Annotated in this window: 16 protein-coding genes and 1 pseudogene; 7 read left to right on the top strand and 10 right to left on the bottom strand. The window is 67.8% G+C overall.

Going from position 1 to position 18083, the window contains the following annotated elements:
- Window positions 1-55: 55 nt before the first annotated feature.
- Together QZ607_RS20605 and QZ607_RS20610 are read right to left on the bottom strand one after the other, a co-directional pair.
- Window positions 56-967, bottom strand: coding sequence for an AAA-like domain-containing protein (locus QZ607_RS20605; protein WP_295886546.1), 912 nt, complete (start codon window positions 965-967; stop codon window positions 56-58).
- A 675-nt stretch (window positions 968-1642) separates the two neighbouring features.
- A pseudogene (locus tag QZ607_RS20610) lies at window positions 1643-1768 on the bottom strand (type II toxin-antitoxin system Phd/YefM family antitoxin); the annotation flags it as partial.
- Between the two features lie 293 nt (window positions 1769-2061).
- Here QZ607_RS20610 and QZ607_RS20615 point away from each other — a divergent pair.
- Window positions 2062-2838 (top strand): tetratricopeptide repeat protein, encoded by a 777-nt coding sequence (locus QZ607_RS20615; protein ID WP_295886549.1) that lies wholly within the window; start codon window positions 2062-2064, stop codon window positions 2836-2838.
- A gap of 125 nt (window positions 2839-2963) precedes the next feature.
- Here QZ607_RS20615 and QZ607_RS20620 read toward each other — a convergent pair whose 3' ends face one another.
- The 3 genes from QZ607_RS20620 to QZ607_RS20630 form a co-directional block, all read right to left on the bottom strand.
- Window positions 2964-4556: an alpha/beta fold hydrolase gene (locus QZ607_RS20620; RefSeq protein WP_295886552.1), complete on the bottom strand. Its 1593-nt coding sequence runs from the start codon at window positions 4554-4556 to the stop codon at window positions 2964-2966.
- A gap of 15 nt (window positions 4557-4571) precedes the next feature.
- Window positions 4572-5087, bottom strand: coding sequence for a 3-hydroxyacyl-[acyl-carrier-protein] dehydratase FabA (gene fabA, locus QZ607_RS20625; protein ID WP_295886555.1), 516 nt, complete (start codon window positions 5085-5087; stop codon window positions 4572-4574).
- An 82-nt stretch (window positions 5088-5169) separates the two neighbouring features.
- Window positions 5170-6897, bottom strand: coding sequence for a proline--tRNA ligase (locus QZ607_RS20630; protein WP_295886558.1), 1728 nt, complete (start codon window positions 6895-6897; stop codon window positions 5170-5172).
- Window positions 6898-7130: 233 nt separating this feature from the next.
- On the opposite strand from QZ607_RS20630, the gene QZ607_RS20635 reads away from it, so the two are divergent.
- Both QZ607_RS20635 and QZ607_RS20640 read left to right on the top strand, forming a co-directional pair.
- Window positions 7131-7775, top strand: coding sequence for a hypothetical protein (locus tag QZ607_RS20635; RefSeq protein WP_295886562.1), 645 nt, complete (start codon window positions 7131-7133; stop codon window positions 7773-7775).
- 204 nt (window positions 7776-7979) lie between these two features.
- Window positions 7980-8204, top strand: coding sequence for a hypothetical protein (locus QZ607_RS20640; RefSeq protein ID WP_295886565.1), 225 nt, complete (start codon window positions 7980-7982; stop codon window positions 8202-8204).
- Window positions 8205-8336: 132 nt separating this feature from the next.
- On the opposite strand, the gene QZ607_RS20645 is transcribed toward QZ607_RS20640, so the two are convergent.
- On the bottom strand, window positions 8337-8684 hold the full coding sequence (locus tag QZ607_RS20645) for a phenylpyruvate tautomerase MIF-related protein (protein ID WP_295886567.1): 348 nt from the start codon (window positions 8682-8684) through the stop codon (window positions 8337-8339).
- Window positions 8685-8754: 70 nt separating this feature from the next.
- Complete coding sequence (locus tag QZ607_RS20650; protein ID WP_295886569.1) at window positions 8755-9216, bottom strand: DUF4124 domain-containing protein; 462 nt, start codon at window positions 9214-9216, stop codon at window positions 8755-8757.
- Between the two features lie 753 nt (window positions 9217-9969).
- Between QZ607_RS20650 and QZ607_RS20655 the strand changes: the two genes are divergently transcribed.
- From QZ607_RS20655 to QZ607_RS20670, 4 genes are all read left to right on the top strand, one after another.
- On the top strand, window positions 9970-11775 hold the full coding sequence (locus QZ607_RS20655) for an acetolactate synthase 3 large subunit (RefSeq protein ID WP_295886571.1): 1806 nt from the start codon (window positions 9970-9972) through the stop codon (window positions 11773-11775).
- 211 nt (window positions 11776-11986) lie between these two features.
- Complete coding sequence (gene ilvN, locus QZ607_RS20660; RefSeq protein ID WP_295886574.1) at window positions 11987-12478, top strand: acetolactate synthase small subunit; 492 nt, start codon at window positions 11987-11989, stop codon at window positions 12476-12478.
- A 138-nt stretch (window positions 12479-12616) separates the two neighbouring features.
- Entirely contained in the window at window positions 12617-13633 is a 1017-nt protein-coding gene (gene ilvC, locus QZ607_RS20665; RefSeq protein ID WP_295886649.1) for a ketol-acid reductoisomerase, read from the top strand.
- A 127-nt stretch (window positions 13634-13760) separates the two neighbouring features.
- The gene (locus QZ607_RS20670; protein WP_295886577.1) at window positions 13761-14201 is read left to right on the top strand and encodes a DUF29 domain-containing protein; all 441 of its coding nucleotides are present in this window, start codon (window positions 13761-13763) and stop codon (window positions 14199-14201) included.
- A gap of 236 nt (window positions 14202-14437) precedes the next feature.
- On the opposite strand, the gene QZ607_RS20675 is transcribed toward QZ607_RS20670, so the two are convergent.
- The 3 genes from QZ607_RS20675 to QZ607_RS20685 form a co-directional block, all read right to left on the bottom strand.
- A complete protein-coding gene (locus tag QZ607_RS20675) occupies window positions 14438-15787 on the bottom strand; it encodes a hemolysin family protein (RefSeq protein WP_295886580.1) in 1350 nt (449 codons plus the stop codon).
- A gap of 266 nt (window positions 15788-16053) precedes the next feature.
- Window positions 16054-16566 carry an SCP2 sterol-binding domain-containing protein gene (locus QZ607_RS20680; RefSeq protein WP_295886583.1) on the bottom strand — a complete coding sequence of 171 codons (513 nt, stop codon included), beginning with the start codon at window positions 16564-16566 and terminating at the stop codon, window positions 16054-16056.
- 616 nt (window positions 16567-17182) lie between these two features.
- Window positions 17183-17998 carry an SDR family oxidoreductase gene (locus QZ607_RS20685; protein ID WP_295886585.1) on the bottom strand — a complete coding sequence of 272 codons (816 nt, stop codon included), beginning with the start codon at window positions 17996-17998 and terminating at the stop codon, window positions 17183-17185.
- Window positions 17999-18083 lie beyond the last annotated feature (85 nt).

Here is an 18083-nt window from a genome sequence, read left to right on the forward strand (position 1 = left end):
CGCCGCGGACGGACCCGCCGCCGAGCCGGGGCAGCGCCAAGGCGCTGCTACTGACTTAACCAGCGCAGCTTAAACTCGAGGACATTCTGTCCTGGACATGGGGTCCACTAAACTTGGCCCGATCGATCAGCCCCACGTCGATGGGGCGGGTGCGCTCGCGCCCCTCGCGGATCTCGAAGCAGGCCTCATAGGCCAGGGCGTTGACCAGCCAGGGCTGGCCCCGGGTCAGCTCCCAGACCCGCGCGAGGGCCTCGGGCGCGAAGGCCTGCCCGGTCTCGGCCGTGTGCTGCCCCAAGAGCGTCGCCACCTCGGCGGCATCGAAATCGCCCAAGCGCAGGGACTTGGCCTTGATGTTGAAGGCGCTGCCGCCGGTGATGGGCGATGCCTCGGAGCTGGCATGGATGCGGTAGTCGCGCAGATCCCGTACCCCGCACAGCACCACCGTGGATGGAAAGGCCTCCGGCCGCTGGGTATAGCCGGCACGCAACTGGCGCAGGAGTGAGATCAGGGTGTCGCCCACCAGGGCGTCCACCTCGTCCAAGAGCAGCACCAGGGGTTGCGGGCTCTCGCGGCTCCAGCGCTTCAACAGGCCGTTCAGCACCCCGTCTGCGCCGTATCCCGGCCAGAGCGCATCCGTCCAGTCGAACAGGCGTTCCTCGCTCAGGTAGAGATCGGCCGCGGAGGCGATGGCCCCACAGACGGCGCGCATGCCGCGGGGCACATCCTCACGCGCCGTCTGGGCGATTTCGAGGTTGGCATAGACCGCCCGATACCGCCCCTCACCGTTCAAGTGCGCCATCAGCGCCAGCAGGCAGGAGGTCTTGCCGGTCTGGCGCGGGGCGTGGAGCAGGAAGTATTTCTGCTGCTCGATCAGCTGCAGCACCTCCCCGAGGTCCCAGCGGTACAGCGGCGGCAGGCAGTAGTGCATGTCGGGCCGCACCGGGCCTTCTGTATTGAAGAAGCGCATGGCAGAGACCTCGCTCGGGGCTCGATGGGGTTCCAGCGGACGCATGGGTCTCGCGTCCCTCCCGCATCCTACGCGCCATGAGCCTGGAGCGGGATGTCCGGTAGACCCGGCGCCCGGTCCGACACCACCTGTCACGACCTCTGTCAACCCGCCAGAAGTTTGGTTGGCAGAACAGATACTTCAGTCTGCCGAACTTTTGCCCGGACAGGGCGCGCACCGTCCCGCCGTGCTGGTAGCCTCCGCATTCAGTCATTCGTCCGTCCCCCGCTTGCATCCCCGACGCGCCGCCGCGGACACCGGAGTCTGAAGCCGAGCCGGCCACGTCGGGGGCCGCGCGCGCCTCGGCGCCCGACCGACGGCCAGTGCACCGCGGCGGGGTTGGCGCGGCCGCTCCCGGATATGCCCGCTGCAGTCGGCATCCCAGGACTGGCGGACTTCAATCCGACATGGCACGGGGATCGGTCGATGTGGTGGATGCTCGCAGGGCTGGCAGCAGGATGGGTTTCGCCTTCTCTGGCTTCCACGCCCCGGCGTGCCAGCTGGTGCGGACGCTCCAGCGTCCCGAGGGGTCGGACCGCTCGCGCGGCCGAGTCCGGGTTGCCGCGCTGCGGCGTGGAAACCAGGAAGTCAGCCGTCGTAATGGAAGCGACAAGCGCTGATGACCAACTCGGTGTGCGACATCACAACCGCGTCGCCCTCCGCGTCCCGGCGGCTGATGATGGTCACGTCCGAGTCGCGGACGACGGAGTCGAGAACGGACTTCAGCGTGTTGCGGGCGTGTGAATAGGTGACGACTTTCATGGAGCCAGACCTGGACAGGATGTTGTCAAGGTGTAGCACGATGCGCCAGGCGCCAAAGGGCGGAACCCGCTCGCGGTTCCGCCGTCTTCGGAGTGCGTCGAACCGCTGATCATCCGCGCGGGCATCTGCCCGACGGTTCTTTCCAAACGTCTTCCATTCCAACCCATGCGCACGACGCTCGATATCGACCCGGACGTCCGCTTCGGCCATCAAGGCCCGCGCACGCCGGGAACGCCGCTCCGCCGGTGCGGTGCTCTCCGACTTGGCTCGGCAGGCACTCACCGGGGGGCGTCGTGTCGGCGCCGAGCAGCGATGAGGGTGACTTCGACCGGTCGCCGAACCACTGGATGGCCGCGTACTGGCGCGCCATCACGCGCCTGGACCAGGGCAACGTGGATGGCGCCGAGGCCGACATCGCGCTGGCCGAGGCGCAGTTCCCGGCGTTCGTCGGTCTGCTCTACGCCAACGCCCGCGTGCACCTGCTGCGTGAGCGCCCCACCGAGGCCGCGGCCGCCTTCGAGCGCTGTCTCGGCGCCATCCCCGGTGACGCCGACGCCCTGTTCTACGCCGCCTTCGCCGCCAACCAGCTCGGCAACCGCAAGCAGGCACTCGAGTATCTGAGCCGGATGGAGGCAGCCGAGGGCGCCAGTACCCGGCTGCTGTGGCTGAAGGCCAGGACGCTGCCGGCCGCGGGCGATGCTGTCGGTGCCGGGCAGCTGCTCAACGCCGCGGTCGCCGCGGAGCAGCCGCCGGTGGAGCTCCTGCTGCTGGCCCAGGACGCGTTGGTGCGCCAGGGCCGAGCCGCCGATGCGCTGGCGTTGGTGCAGCGCAGCCTGGCCGCACACCCGGAGGACGCGCGGCTGCGCGCCGCCGAGACCCGGCTGCGCTTCGTCGCAGGCGATCAGGATGCGGCCGAGGCGGACGCGCGGGCACGCCTCGCGCAGGACCCCGGGGACGTCGAGGCGCTGCTGGTCCTGGCCCAGGCCGCGGCGCTGCGCGGCGAGGAGGCGCCGGATCTGCTCGCGAGGCGCGCGGGCGCGCGACGGCGGACAGGCGCATCCCGGCGCTGATCGTCGAGCTCGAGGCCGCCGCCGGCGACCTGTCCGCCGCCTGCGCCGGGCTCGCGGATGCGCTGCGGCTCGACCCGACCGGGGCACGATTTCAGGCTTTGCGTTCCGGCCATGCCATGCCGGATCTACCCGAGCAGCGGAAAGCTCACGGCGATGGCGCTGGCGAAGGCGAAGGCGTTGGTGACCGCCGCCACCAGGGGCTGGCCGGTGCGGCGGTAGATCCAGCCGCTGAAGAGGCCGTAGACCAGAAAGAGTACGAGGATGGCCGGGATGATGATGACCAGGAAGAACAGCTCGTTCAGGTTGAGCGCCACCGCGAGCATCAGCGAGACCAGGAACAGCGCCTTGGTGACGGCGTAAGCGGCCCGCGGAGCGCCCGGGCCGCGGGTGAGCCATTCATCGGCGACGAACCAGAGCAGGGTGCCGGCGAAGAGGGCGGCCACCGTCGCCAGGCGGTGTGGCGCCGGCAGGTAGCTTGCGACGAACAGGTCCGTCGGCAGCGCCAGGGCGAGGGTCTCGAATACGGCCACCATGGCGATGGCGGCCACCAGGGCGCTGACGGAGGCACCGCCGAGGCGGGGCAGCGCGCCGGCCCGCCACAGGCCGATGAGCGTCAGCAGCCCGTAGAGCCCGAAGTGGAGCGCGATGTAGTCGCCGATGGCGATGGCCAGGAAGTCCGTCGGCACCGGCCACAGCAGCACCGGTGTCAGCAGCGCGGGCAGCACGGCGATGGGCCAGAAGCGTCGCCAGCCCCAGCCGGCGGTGGAGCCTGCGCCCAGGCGCTCGGCGGCGACCTGCGGCAAGCGCAGCGCCAGCGGCCAGGCCAGCAGCAGGACGCCGAGATAGTAGAGCCCGAGCCAGGGGCCGCGGCGGTCGACGCCGCCGGCGGTGACCGACTCGGTTTCGGCCCGTTCGAAGGCGGCGTTCAGCCAGTCCAGCGCCGCTTGCAGCGCCGTCGCGCTGTAGAGCACGCCGATGTGCTCCACGCCGTCGGCGATGACGAGCCGGCGGGCGGTGCCGTCGTCGAAGTTGCCGTAGGTGGTGCCCGGCTCCACCGCCGCCGCATCAGGCCCCGCCACCGCCGCCACCGCGGCGCGCCCCTGTTGCTGGATGACCTGCGGCTCCCATGCACCATAGATGAAGAGCAGATTCACCGCCGGCAGCTCATCCACCGGCAGCGACAGGTAAGGGGAGACGGCCACCAGTGCCCGTACGTCTTCGTGCGCACTGGCATAGCGCGTGGCGATGTCGCCGGCCATGGAGTGGCCGAGCAGCGCCAGCGGGCCGTCGCTGTCGGGCAGGTCCCGGGCATAGTCCACAACGTCGGCCAGCGCGCCCAGCAGCGCCGCGGCGCGGGCGTCGTCGCCGATCTCGCCCGCGAGCGGCTGGGTGTTGCGGCCATGGCCGGGGAAGTCGAAAACAAGCGCCCGGTAGCCGTTGCGCGCCAGGGTGACGGCGAAGGGGTGCATCAGCTGTCGCGAGCCGGCAAAGCCGTGGGCGACGACGACCACGGGTCCGGGTGGTGCGGCCTTGGGTTGGAACAGGCCCACCGGCGTGCTGCCGACCCGGGTGCGCTCGATCTCAAGCCCGACATAGCTGCCGAAGAGGCCGGCGAGCCCGATCAGCATCAGCAGACCGCCCAGCATGGCGGCCGCACGATGGACCACATGCCAGCGGGCCGCCTGCGGGGCGAGCCGTTGCGTTACACGCTGCAGCACAGGGCGAGCGCCCGCTCAGAAGCCCTCGGTGGACGTGAACAGGCCCACCCGCAGGTCCTTCGCGGTGTAGATCTCGCGGCCGTCCACGTCCATCACGCCGTCGCCGATGCCGAGCACCAGCTTGCGCGAGATGACCCGCTTCATGTGCACGTGGTAGGTCACCTTCACGGCCGTGGGCAGCACCTGCCCGGTGAACTTGACCTCGCCGACGCCGAGCGCGCGGCCGTGCCCCGGGTTGCCGATCCAGGCCAGGTAGAAGCCGACGATCTGCCACATGGCATCCAGACCCAGACAGCCTGGCATCACCGGGTCGCCCGGGAAATGGCAGCCGAAGAACCAGAGCTCCGGCCTGATGTCCAGCTCGGCGATGATCTCGCCCTTGCCGTACTCACCGCCGTGGTCTGCGATGCGGGTGATGCGGTCCATCATCAGCATATTGGGCACCGGCAGCTGGGCGTTGCCGGGACCGAACATGTCACCGTGGCCGCAGGCGAGGAGCTGCTCGCGGTCGAAGGATTCGGTTCTGCTCATGCGCGGAGGGAGGTCCTATGCGTTGGCTTGCGTGGCCCGCGTCGGCTGCCTGGGCAGGCGCCGGCCCGGGCGGGGGGGGCGCTCAGCCGGCGAGCTTGCGCTCCAGGAAGGGGACGATGTCGTCGAGGCCGATGAGCTGCATCTCGGCATCGCTGCGGCCCTTGTACTCCACCTGGCCGTTGTCCAGGTGCTTGTCGCCCACCACCACCCGGTGCGGGATGCCGATGAGCTCCATGTCCGCGAACATGAACCCCGGGCGCACGTCGCGGTCGTCCAGCAGCACTTCGATGCCCACCGCCCGCAGCCGCTCGTAGAGGTCGTCCACGGCCGCTCGCACGCGGAACGACTTGGCATATTTCATCGGGAGGAGTGCCACCTCGAAGGGGGCGATGGCGGCGGGCCAGAGGATGCCGCGGTCGTCGTGGTGCTGCTCGATGGCCGCGGCGACGACGCGCGACACGCCGATGCCGTAACAGCCCATGGTCATGGTGACGGCCTTGCCCGCCTCGTCCAGCACCGTCGCCTTCATGGCCTCGGAATACTTGGTGCCGAGCTGGAAGATGTGGCCCACCTCGATGCCGCGGGCGATGGTGAGGTTACCGGCGCCGTCCGGGCTTGGGTCGCCCTCCACCACGTTGCGCAGGTCGGCCACCTCAGGCAGCGGCAGGTCCCGGCCCCAGTTGAGCCCGAACCAGTGCTTGCCGTCGGTGTTGGCGCCGGCGCTGAAGTCCGCGGCGACGGCCGCCGTGCGGTCGGCGATGCAGGGGATGGGCAGATCTTTCGGCCCCAGCGAGCCGGGGCCGGCGCCGACGGCGGTGCGGATCTCGTCTTCTGTGGCCATTCGCAGCGGGCTCGCCACGCGCGGGAGCTTCTCTGCCTTGACGGCATTCAGCTCGTGGTCGCCGCGCACCAGCAGCGCGACGAGGCCGTTCTCTTCGCCGGTGTCCGGGTCGGCAGAGGCGACCACCAGGGTCTTGACGGTGCGCTCGATGGGCTGGCCGAAGCCCGCCACCAGGTCGGCGATGGTCTTGGCGTCCGGGGTGTCCACGATGCGCGCTTCCTCGGCAGGTGCGGCCGGCCCGTCCGCCGGGGCGAGCGCCTCCGCGAGCTCCACGTTGGCGGCGTAGTCGCTGTCTGTGGAGAAGGCGATGGCGTCCTCGCCGGAGGCGGCCAGCACGTGGAACTCGTGGGAGGCGTTGCCGCCGATGCTGCCGGTGTCCGCCTGCACGGCGCGGAAGTCGAGCCCACAGCGGCGAAAGATGCGGCTGTAGGTGTCGTACATCAGGTTGTAGGTCTCCGCCAGCGAGGTCTGATCCACATGGAAGGAGTAGGCGTCCTTCATCAGGAACTCGCGCGCCCGCATGACGCCGAAGCGCGGGCGCACTTCGTCGCGAAACTTGGTCTGGATCTGGTAGTAGTTGACGGGCAGCTGCTTGTAGCTCTTGAGCTCACCGCGGGCGAGGTCGGTGATGATCTCCTCGTGCGTGGGGCCGAAGCAGAAATCCCGCTGGTGGCGGTCCTTGATGCGCAGCAGCTCGGGGCCGTACTGGTCCCAGCGCCCGGACTCCTGCCACAGCTCCGCCGGCTGCACGGCGGGCATGGAGACCTCGAGCGCCCCGGCGCGGTCCATCTCCTCGCGGACGATGCGCTCCACCTTGCGCAGCACCTTGAGCCCCAGCGGCAGCCAGGTGTAGAGCCCGGCGGCGAGCCTGCGGATCATGCCCGCGCGCAACATCAGGCGGTGGCTTGCGATCTCCGCGTCGGCCGGTGTCTCTTTGACGGTTTGGAGCGGAAACCGGGAGGCGCGCATGAGCGGTGACGGCAGACTGGCACAAAGCCGCTGAGTCTAGCCGTGCGCGCTAGGCGGGGCAAGGCGATGCAGGGCGCAGTCTTGAGGCAATGCGGGCTCTGTGCGCTGCGCGCGGACGACCGTCGTCCGGGAGCCGGATCTGTTGGGGCCTGTCCGCGCTCCCAGCGCGACCTGACGCCGACCGCGCGTTGCTGTCATCATAGACCGTGTGTGGGAGGTTCCCGAGAGCAGTCATGGCGTTGGCGCAGGAAGACATCCAGTTCATCAAAGACCACCTCGGCGAGTGGCTGGCGGAGCAGTCCCTCGGCAAGCCGCCCGCCGTCTATGAGATCGAGCTGCGCGAGCGGATGGTGCGCGTCGAGGAAGAGCTGAAGCACCAGCGCGAGCTGATGCGCGAGGGTTTCGCGCAAATGGACCAGCGACACCGGGAGCTGCGCCAGGACATGGCGGCGCGCTTTGAGCAGGTCGACAAGCGCTTCGAGCAGGTTGACAAGCGCTTCGAGCAGGTCGAGAAACGCTTCGAGCAGATTGACAAGCGCTTCGAACAGATTGACAAGCGCTTCGAGCAGGTCGACAAGCGCTTAGAGCAGGTCGACAAGCGCTTAGAGCAGGTCGATAAGCGCTTCGAGCAGGTCGACAAGCGCTTAGAGCAGGTCGACAAGCGCTTAGAGCAGGTCGACAAGCGCTTCGAGCAGGTCGACAAGCGCTTCGAGCAGGTCGACAAGCGCTTCGAGCAAGTGGACCAACGTTTCGAAAGCGTGCAGCAGGACATTCGCGAGCTGCAGCGCCGCATGGACCGATTCATGGTCTGGTCGTTTGGCACCACGCTCGGTGTTGGCGGACTGGTGGTTACCTTGATCAAGTTCCTGAACCCCTGAGCGCGCCGGATCGAGGGCTTACCGCAGGACCGATAACTCAAGCTCACGAGCGACTGTTACGCGTGGACTCCGGACGTCGCGGAGCCGCGGCGTGCCGATCGGCTGAGCGACGTGGATCTCATCAGCGTGGCTCAGGCCCCCCGGAGACATGGGTCAAGCCCAGAGGCACGCGCTGGCCAGCCACCTCAAAGCAGGATCTCTGTCATGCGTCTCACCCCCGATCTGATCACGGCCCTGTCGCTCGACCTGGTGGGGTCTGTCCTCTTGGTTCTCGGCATCCTGGGCTACTGGGGCATCATCGAGGCGCTGGCGGACCCCGCCCTGTACCTCACCTGTGGTGCGCTGGGACTCGCCGCGACGGGGCTCGCGATGCCGCGGCTGTTGCGCGCAGTCCGCAGTGCGCAATCGGATCGAGCACCCAGGTCGTGACGCACGCGCGAAAACGCGGCGCCAAGCACGCCCCACCAGGTGGTGCGCCGGCCGGCTCGTTGGCCAGGCAACCGATGTCTGGTCGCTGCACCGGCTGACGTCGGTGCAGCGCGCCGGAAACCCGCATGCAAGTCAGCCGAAGGTGCGCCCATCGAAGCCGAACATGTGCCGGGGCGGTGACGCGAATTCGATGTAAACGCGCGCCTTGGGCACGCCCAGCTGCGCCTCGACGAGCGCGCAGAGTGCCGCGGACAGCTCTGCCGTGCGCGCTTCCGGCAGGCCCAGACTCTTCAGCTCCAGGTAGGCGCAGGGCGCCGTGTCGGCGCCGAAGCTCATATCCGCGACGGGCTCCAGCAGCACCATGACATAGCCCTCCGGCTTGCCGAGCAGCTGGGCGACGGCACCGGAGGCAGCCTTGAGCAGGTCGTCCCGCGGATACGGGGGCAGGTCGGCGTTGGTCTTGATGATGAGTGTCGGCATGGGTTGGGCTCCCGTTCGTGTCGGTTGCGGGCGGCGGGGCGTCGCGGGCTGGTGGCGGGTTGTGGGCAGGTCAGTCGCAGAGGGCACGGATCTGGCTGCGGGTCTGCTCCATCAGGCGCTGGCGCTGCTCGCGCGTAGGTCCCACCAGCGTGCCGTCCGGCAGCTCCAGATAGGCGGCACCCAGGTTCGTGAGCGTGCGCAGGTTCGTGCGCGCGGCGGTACAGGCGGCGGCGCGCTGCTCGGCGCGGGCGGCTTCCTCCGCTGCATGCTCGGCCTGTTTCTCGCGGGTATAGCGGCGATCGAAATCCGTCTCCAGCTGCCGGCGCAGACGCTCCAGCGCCGCGGCGGTCTCCGTGGCGCTCGGACCCGGGTCCGGTGTCATGCTGGCGGCCTCGCCGCTGGGCGGTGGGGTCTGCGAGTACACGGTGACACCATTCTCGTCCACGTAGCGGTAGACCTCGCCGAGCGCGGCCACGGACCACAGCAAGGTGAAGCAGGCGAGCATTGCGCCGAGCCGCGCGTGCGTCGGCAAGCTTACCGGCGCTGCGGCGCCGCGAACGCCCGTGGCAGGCCGGGTTGTAGGGGCAGTGGTATGGGTGCAGGACATGGAGGGGCGCTCCGCAGCGGCGGACGCTGCGCCGGGGTTGATCCGGGCATGGTCCGGACATCGGTGCTGAGTATCGAAAGGCCGTCGCCCGAAGGTCAACATCGTGAGACAGACGAGCCGGCGTGGACTCCCGGTGCAGACGCATGCAACCGGGCGACGATCCCAGTCGGGCAGCAATCGCAGCAGGGGCGCGGCGACGACCAGCCTGACACGGGGAGGCCGGACGCTCGGCAATCTTCCCGGACGCCCGGCAATCTGCCCAGACGATGCAGCCTTGACCAAGATCGTATGAATCACGTATTTTCGAGCGTTCTCCGGCGCCTCACGCCGTGTGTGCCGCCGGCGCTGGATGCCATGCCCGTCCCGCGTCGCAGGCGCATCGTCGCGCTTGCCGACGACCCTTGAGCCTCGATACGGCTTGAGGTCGCTGGGTCAGCCGACGCCCACTCGCGGTGAGAGTTTGGCATCCGCGCGGGCGGGTCGGAACTGACCACGCCCGCAGTGGGTTGGTATCCCGGCGCGGCGTTGGGCCGCTTGAGACCAGCACATTCGCAATGAGGTCGCTTTGCTGGCGGGCTTGCAGGCATTGTGAGCCCTCCAGAGTGAGTCCCCCCAGAGTGAATCCCCCTAGAGTGAGTCCCTCCAAGAGAGCGGTCAGCCCCCCGAGAGGTCAACCCGATGGATCCAGTCAAGCCGGATCAACTTCAGCCGGAGCAGCGCACGCGCGGCACAGGTGCCAGCCCGGGCGCCGCGGTCACCGAGCTCAGCGGTGCCGAGATCACGGTACAGGCGCTGATCGACGAGGGGGTTGAATTCGTCTTCGGCTACCCAGGCGGTGCGGTGCTCCACATCTACGACGCGCTGTTCAAGCGCGACGAGATCAAGCACATCCTGGTGCGCCACGAGCAGGGCGCCACCCATGCCGCGGACGGCTATGCCCGTGCCACCGGCAAAGTGGGCGTCTGCCTCGTCACCTCCGGTCCCGGCGCCACCAATGCTGTCACCGGCATTGCCACTGCGCACATGGACTCCATCCCCATGGTCATCATCACGGGCCAGGTGCCGACGCCCGTCATCGGCAGCGACGCCTTCCAGGAGGTGGACACGGTCGGCATCACCCGGCCCTGCGTCAAGCACAACTTCCTGGTGAAGCGGGTGGAGGACCTCGCCGAGACCATCAAGAAGGCCTTTTTCATCGCCGGCTCGGGCCGGCCCGGCCCGGTGGTGGTGGACATCCCCAAGGACGTGACCGATCCGAACATCAAGATCCCATACAGGTATCCCGCCGAGATCGCCATGCGCTCCTACAACCCGGCGCAGCGCGGGCACCAGGGACAGATGAAGAAGGCCGTGGAGAAGATGCTGGCGGCGAAGCGGCCGGTGGTCTACACCGGCGGCGGCGTGGTGCTGGGCGATGCCGCGGAGGCGCTGACGGCCTTGGTGCGGGAGCTCGGCTTCCCCATCACCAGCACGCTGATGGGCCTTGGCGCCTATCCCATGACCGACCAGCAGTTCCTCGGCATGCTCGGCATGCACGGCACCTACGAGGCCAACATGGCCATGCACGAGACGGACTGCCTCATCGCCATCGGCGCCCGTTTCGACGACCGGGTGACGGGCAAGATCGAGCACTTCTGTCCACATGCCGAGATCATCCACGTGGACGTGGACCCGTCCTCCATCTCCAAAACCGTCAAAGTGCATGTGCCCATCGTCGGCCCGGTGCAGACGGTGCTGAAGGATATGCTGGCGGTGCTGAAGGACACGGGCGGGCGGCCGGATCGCGATGCGCTCACCGCCTGGTGGCAGCAGATCGACGATTGGAAGCGCATGGACTGCCTGCGCTACGACCGCACCAGCCCTGTCATCAAGCCGCAGTTCGCGGTGGAAACCCTGTACAAGGTCACCAACGGCGAGCTGTTCCTCACCTCCGACGTGGGCCAGCATCAAATGTTCGCGGCCCAGTTCTACCCGTTCGACAAGCCGCGGCGCTGGATCAACTCGGGCGGCCTCGGCACCATGGGCTTCGGCCTGCCGGCGGCCATGGGCGTGCAGCTCGCTTATCCGGACGCGCCCGTCGCCTGCATCTCCGGCGAGGCGAGCATCCTCATGTGCATTCAGGAGATGGCCACCTGCAAGCAGTACGATCTGCCGGTGAAGGTGGTCCTGCTCAACAACGGCTACATGGGCATGGTCCGGCAGTGGCAGGAGTTCTTCTACGAGAGCCGCTATGCGCATTCCTATGTGGACGCGCTGCCGGACTTCGTGAAGCTCGCCGAGAGCTTCGGCCACGTCGGCATGCGGGTGGAGAAGCCGGATGAGCTGGAGGCGGCGATGAGCGAGGCCTTCGGGATGAAAGATCGCTTCGTCTTCCTGGACGTCATCGTCGATCCGGCCGAGAACGTCTATCCCATGATCGCCGCCGGCAAGGGCCACCACGAGATGGAGCTGCCGCCGACGATGTCGGAGCGGGAGCTCGCCTGAGGCGGGTGCGAAGACAAGCCCCATGCCGGCGACTGAATGACGCAGAAGCACAGGGCGCAGACCGGTGCAGGCGTGCACGGGTGCGGAAGGGCACAGCCGGCGCGGATGGCCCCCTGCACGTCTGCACTGCTCTGCTGCCTGCACCACGTATGACCGTACCTGGCCCAGTTGCCGAACATAGAAACTCCTGCCCGTCCGGAAGCGAATCCGAATGAGACACATCCTCTCCATGCTGGTGGAAAACGAATCCGGCGCGCTCTCGCGCATCGCCGGGCTGTTCTCCGCCCGCGGCTACAACATCGAGTCACTGACCGTCGCGCCGACGGATGAGCCGACGCTCTCGCGCATGACGCTGGTGACCAGCGGCAACGACGACATCGTCGAGCAGATCAAAAAGCAGCTGAACAAGCTCATCGACGTGGTCAAGCTCCAGGATCTGTCCGAGGGCGAGCACATCGAGCGCGAGATGATGCTCATCAAGCTTAAGGCCGCCCGCCCGGACCGCGAAGAGCTGAAGCGCCTGACGGAGATCTTTCGCGCCAAGGTCATCGACGTGACCGACGTGAGTTATGTCGTCGAGCTGACGGGCGCGTCGAAGAAGCTCGACGCCTTCATCGAGGCCGTGCCGGAGGGGCTCATCACCGAGGTCGTCCGCTCCGGGCCTACCGGCATTTCTCGCGGCGAGAAAGGGTTGACGCTGTGAGTAGCGAGTGACGAGTAATCAGGACCGAGGCGCCGCATCTCGGGCGCGCCTGCGTCTTCCTCAAGCCTCGTTACTCAGCAACACATCGCCCTGCGCATCTCCAAGATTTTCTTCTACAACCAAGGACCCACCATGCCCATCAACGTCTACTACGACAAAGACGCCGACCCTTCGCTGATTCAGGGCCGCAAGGTGGCCATTATCGGCTACGGCTCCCAGGGCCATGCCCATGCCAACAACCTGAAGGACAGCGGCGTGTCCGTCGTCGTCGGGCTTCGCCCGGGCAGTGCCTCCGCCGCCAAGGCCACCAATGCCGGGCTTGAGGTGCGCGACATCCCGGCGGCCGTGGACGGCGCCGATGTGGTCATGGTCCTGGCGCCGGACGAGCACCAGGCCAAGCTCTACAAGGACCAGATCGAGCCCAACATCAAAGAGGGCGCGGCCCTGGCCTTCGCCCACGGCTTCAACATCCACTTCGGCGCCATCGAGCCGCGGGCGGATCTGGACGTGATCATGATTGCGCCCAAGGGTCCGGGCCACCTCGTGCGCAGCACCTACACCCAGGGCGGCGGCGTGCCGAGTCTCATCGCCGTGCAGCAGGACGCCACCGGCAGTGCCCGTGACATCGCCATGGCCTACGCCAGTGCCAATGGCGGTGGTCGCGCAGGCATCATCGAGACCAGCTTCCGCGAAGAATGCGAGACCGACCTCTTCGGCGAGCAGGCGGTGCTCTGCGGTGGTCTGACGGCACTCATCCAGGCCGGCTTCGAGACCCTGGTGGAGGCGGGCTACGAGCCGGAGATGGCCTACTTCGAGTGCCTGCACGAGGTCAAGCTGATTGTCGACCTCATCTATGAGGGCGGTATCGCCAACATGCGCTACTCCATCAGCAACACGGCGGAGTATGGCGACCTGACCCGCGGCCCGCGGGTCATCACCGACCAGACCAAGGCCGAGATGAAGCGCATCCTCGGCGAGATCCAATCCGGCAGCTTCGCCAAGGAGTTCATCCTGGAGAACCAGTCTGGCGCCCCGTCCATGAAGGCCATGCGCCGCCTGGGCCAGGAGCACCAGATCGAGCAGGTGGGGGAGCGCCTGCGGGAAATGATGCCTTGGATCCGCGAGAAGCAGCTGGTGGACAAGTCCAAGAACTGAGGGCCGCAACAGCCTTGCGACTGCCCGCCGTGCCGTTATCGGCGCCCGTCAGGCTTGCGGTCTGCGTGGACGCCTGCCGGCGGATGCTGACGCCGCGGTTCGGGCAGAGGCTGCAACGGCTGCTGCCATGAGCCACCAGCCGAGCCTTTATGAGCGGGACTTCCACGCCTGGGCCGAGGAGCAGGCCCGGCTGTTGCGTGCCGGGCTGATCGCCGAGGCCGACCTGTCCCATATCGCCGAACAGATCGAGGCCTTGGGTGCGAGCGAGCGGCGGGAGCTGGAAAGTCGGCTCAAGGTGCTGTTGCAGCACCTTTTGCAGTGGCGGTACCAACCCGCGAAGCGCTCGTCGGGTTGGGCCGGCACCATCGCCGAGCAGCGGGACCAGCTCGACTCCCTGCTGCGACAGAGCCCCTCTCTGCGGCATCTTCTACCGGACTATACGGGCTACGCCTACCCCAAGGCGCGCCGAGCTGCGGCGCTCGAGACCGGGCTTGCACCTGACCGCTTCCCTGAGCGGTGCCCCTTCGCGGAGGCTCAGGTGCTGGACCCAGACTTCCTACCCGACTGAGAGTCGCGGAGCGAGCGCCTACGCTCGCATGATATGGGGACGCTATACAAAACTGCGTTGCATGCACGCCCTCTTGATTCCATCGCGTGCCGAGAAAACGGGGCGGCATGCTCCTTAGCGCCGACGCTGCCGGAACCGGTCCCTGTTTGAGCTTAAAGGGCTGTATCGCGCTCTCTCCGCTGGGTTCAAGTGCGTAGACGGTGAGCTGCGTGGGCTTGTGTGGCGGCCTTCCGGCGTCAGGACGGACTCGCTCCAGTGTCGGCACCAGCATCCGCCGCTGTGCCCCCATCAGCGACGCGCTCCACCAGCACCTTATCCACGCGCTGCTGGTCCATGTCCACCACCTCGAAGCGCAGCCCGGCCGCCTCGAAGTGCTCCGATGCCCGCGGCACCCGCCCCAGCGCATGCATCACGAAGCCGCCGACGGTGTGGAACCCGGCCTCTGCCTCACCCGGTAGTGGTGCTGCGGCGCCGAGCTCCGCGCGCAGGCGCTCGAGCGCCATACTGCCGTCCACGAGCCATGAGCCGTCGGCACGCTGCGTGATTTCGTCGGCGTTCGCGACATCCTCGCCCAGGGGCGTCCCGACGATGGCAGCCAGCACATCGGCGAGGGTCACCACCCCCTCGAGGCTGCCGTATTCGTCCACGATCAGCGCCAGATTGATCCGGTGGTCGCGGAAGGTCTCCAGCAACTGCGCGCCGTTCAGGCTTTGGGGCACGAACAACGGCGGCTGCACCTGCGCTGCCAGCGCTTCCGCCGACAGATCTGCCGCGGTGAGGCAACGCGGCAGCAGCTCCGTCATCTTGATGATGCCGAGCAACTGCTGGTCCAGCCCGCCGCGATGGACCGGCACCAGGGTGTGGGTGAGGGCGGCGAGCGACAGCCTCAGCGCTTCCGGCTCCTGCTCCAGGTCCAGCGCCTCGATCTCGTTGCGGGGCGTCATGATGGCGTCGATGCGCTGCTCGTCCAGGCGCAGCACATTGGCGACCATGGGCCCCTCGCTCGCGTGGAAGACCCCGGCCTCCGCTCCCTGCGCCATCAGCACACGGATCTCCTCGTCACTCACCGGTGGCTCGCCATCGCGGCGGGCGCCGATAAGGCGCATGAGCAGGGCACTGGAGGCCGACAGCAGCCAGACCACCGGCAGCGCGGCCCGCGACAGCCAGCCCAGCGGGGTCGCAACCAGCGCCGCCAGGGCTTCCGGCGCCAGCAGCGCCAGCTGCTTGGGTACCAGCTCACCGACGACCACTGAGAGGTAAGTGATCGCGCCCACCACCAGCACCAGCGCCAGCGCATCTGCATAGGCTGCGAGCACCGGGATGCTGGACAGCGTCTCTCGCACCGGCTCGGCCAGCGCGGCTTCGCCGAGCGCCCCCATGAGCACCCCCACCAGCGTGATGCCCACCTGAATGGTGGATAGAAAGGCACCCGGATCGCTTTTCAGTGCCAGCGCGCGGCGAGCACCGCGCCGGCCCCGCTCCGCAAGCTCCCCGAGCCGCGCGGGCCGGGCCGACACCACCGCGATCTCCGATAAGGCGAAGACGCCGTTCGTGAGGACCAGCACCAGAATCAACAGGACTTCCATCGCTTACGCCGTCGTTGCTCATGCCGGTGCGCAGCATGACATAACGGCGCTCGCACCACCGGAGCCGCGCACCGCGACCCGCGTCGCCCAGTGAGCGGGTCATCCCGCGGCGTCGTTGTGCCGAGCCAAGTGCGCCTTCAGCAAGGCCGGTACGGGAGGCCGTGGCACGCCGTTTTGATATGACGGATGCATACGCGCAAGGACCCGGCCACCTCGGGGTGCCCGGGCCCTTCGCGGCGGGCCGGGAAACCGGCCTGCTTGCGCCACTAGGGGCAGGCGCTCTTGTCGCCGCCGACGCTGCCGGTGAGCTGCAGGAACTGGTTGAACGGCCCCATCACGCCCATGGCCTCCATCTTCGGACCGCTGAATTTGAGCTTGCCGGTGGTCATGGCACCCATGGCGCCGCAGCCGGACTTGCCCTCACCCATGCAGGTCCAATCTTCGTCGCTCGCATGCATCAAATAATCGACGCCGTAATCCGGTGAGTTATTGGTCACTGCGCCGCCATAAGTGCAGACAGCCTTCCCGTCCTTGTTCGTGATCTTGAGCTCAACCTTAGTGCCGAGCCCGCACTTGTCCCGATACAGATGAATGGTCTTGAAGCCGCGGCCATCATCATTCTGCGCCCACTTGGCAAGCTTGCTCGTCAAAGTCGCATTGCTGTTCCAGGCGTTGCAGGCCTGTTTCGCCCATTGTGAGCTCATGAAGACCTCTGCGTGTGCAGCAGAACCGATGCCGGCGAGCAGTGCCGTAATGGCCAGGTTGCGGATGAATCTCATGGTGCTTTCTCCTCTGGTGAGGCCACGGCGGCGCCCTGCGGCCACGGTGCCGGCTGGATCTCGGTGGGCTCCGGGTGGCTGGTCAAGCGCGGTTATCGTATGGTACGCCGGCAGCCGCAGCCGGGATGCTACGCCACTCATCCCATGCCGGCAATGCGGTGATGCGCCGGCCGATCATTGCACCTTATCGCTGTATTGGCGAGCGTTTGCCGCCGAATCCGCTGCTTCCGGCCGTGTTGGAGCGAGCATGCAGCAGGGAATGCCTGATGCTGCTTTTCGGGGTGTTGCACAGCGAATTCACTGTCGCCCAATTCGAAGGTATTCCTGATAGCCTCAAGCAAGCGGAGCGGATAGGCGCACGAGGCGTGCGGCGCCCTGTGATTGGTCTTGAGCTGGTCAGGACGCACCTGCCGCGGTGTGATGCGGCACACCCTTATGTGGCGAGCGCCGATCCGATCACATAGAGCACCTGCACTGCGCCGCAGGTACTGTGACCGATCACGCCACGCTGCTCGGCGACGGCGGCGCGAGCCGGCTGAGCCGCGCGCGGCCGGTGCGGCGACCGGACCTGCGCCTGCTGAAGCCAGTGCGCACCGGGCCGGATTGACGGGCGCGCTCAGCCACCCTCCCGGAACCCGGGATAGAGCGTCATCCCGCCGTCCACATAGAGCGTCGTGCCGGTGACATAGTCCGAGTCGTCCGACGCCAGCCAGACGGCGGCGCGGCCGATGTCGCTGGGCTCGCCGATGCGCCCGTAAGGGATCAGCGTCAGCAGGTCTGCTTCCGCCTCCGCGGTTTCCCACGCGGAGCGGTTGATGGGGGTGCGAATGGCCCCCGGTGAGATGCCGTTGACCCGGATGCGGTGCTCGGCCACCTCCTGGGCCAGGCTCTTCAGGAACATGAGCACGCCGCCCTTGGAGGTGGCGTAGTTCACGTGCCCGGCCCAGGGCACGATGTCGTGCACCGACGACATGCAGATGATCTTGCCCGCGGCACAGGACAGCTTCGCGTCGATGCCCTGGCGCAGGAAGGCCCGCACCGCCTCCCGCGCACACAGGAACTGCCCCGTCAGGTTCACCTCCAGCACCTTGTTCCATTGCGCGAGCGTCATCTCGTGGAAGGGGGCATCGCGCTGCAGCCCGGCGTTCGCCACCAGGATCTCGATCCCGCCCCAGGCGTCGAGCATGTCCCTGAACATCCGCTGTACCTGGCCCTCGTCGCTGACATCGGCCTCGAGCGCCATGGCCTCGCCGCCCTCCGTGCGGATGTCCTCAACCAGCGCCGCGGCGGCTTCCGGATTCACCACGTAGTTGATGACGACGCGCGCGCCGGCCTGTGCCAGCGCCCGCGCCACGGCGGCGCCGATGCCGGAGTTGGCGCCGGTGACCAGCGCGCGCTGGCCGCGGAGGGTGTCAGGGTGGATGGGGGGCATGGAGCGGCTCCTGCGTGGTAGCGGCACATGGTGAATGCGTCAGAGGAGCTTACCGATCGGCGCAGCGACGGGCGAGACGCTGTCT

It is taken from the genome of uncultured Thiohalocapsa sp., assembly GCF_913063425.1.
Lineage (GTDB): Bacteria > Pseudomonadota > Gammaproteobacteria > Chromatiales > Chromatiaceae > Thiohalocapsa.

What these genes read in the sequence shown, in the direction of transcription:
- fabA (WP_295886555.1), bottom strand. Translation starts at nt 5,087, where the DNA reads ATGAGCAGAACCGAATCCTTCGACCGCGAGCAGCTCCTCGCCTGCGGC.
- QZ607_RS20645 (WP_295886567.1), bottom strand. Translation starts at nt 8,684, where the DNA reads ATGCCGACACTCATCATCAAGACCAACGCCGACCTGCCCCCGTATCCG.
- QZ607_RS20655 (WP_295886571.1), top strand. Translation starts at nt 9,970, where the DNA reads ATGGATCCAGTCAAGCCGGATCAACTTCAGCCGGAGCAGCGCACGCGC.
- ilvN (WP_295886574.1), top strand. Translation starts at nt 11,987, where the DNA reads ATGAGACACATCCTCTCCATGCTGGTGGAAAACGAATCCGGCGCGCTC.
- QZ607_RS20605 (WP_295886546.1), bottom strand. Translation starts at nt 967, where the DNA reads ATGCGCTTCTTCAATACAGAAGGCCCGGTGCGGCCCGACATGCACTAC.
- QZ607_RS20675 (WP_295886580.1), bottom strand. Translation starts at nt 15,787, where the DNA reads ATGGAAGTCCTGTTGATTCTGGTGCTGGTCCTCACGAACGGCGTCTTC.
- QZ607_RS20635 (WP_295886562.1), top strand. Translation starts at nt 7,131, where the DNA reads ATGGCGTTGGCGCAGGAAGACATCCAGTTCATCAAAGACCACCTCGGC.
- QZ607_RS20670 (WP_295886577.1), top strand. Translation starts at nt 13,761, where the DNA reads ATGAGCCACCAGCCGAGCCTTTATGAGCGGGACTTCCACGCCTGGGCC.
- QZ607_RS20680 (WP_295886583.1), bottom strand. Translation starts at nt 16,566, where the DNA reads ATGAGATTCATCCGCAACCTGGCCATTACGGCACTGCTCGCCGGCATC.
- QZ607_RS20685 (WP_295886585.1), bottom strand. Translation starts at nt 17,998, where the DNA reads ATGCCCCCCATCCACCCTGACACCCTCCGCGGCCAGCGCGCGCTGGTC.
- QZ607_RS20640 (WP_295886565.1), top strand. Translation starts at nt 7,980, where the DNA reads ATGCGTCTCACCCCCGATCTGATCACGGCCCTGTCGCTCGACCTGGTG.
- QZ607_RS20630 (WP_295886558.1), bottom strand. Translation starts at nt 6,897, where the DNA reads ATGCGCGCCTCCCGGTTTCCGCTCCAAACCGTCAAAGAGACACCGGCC.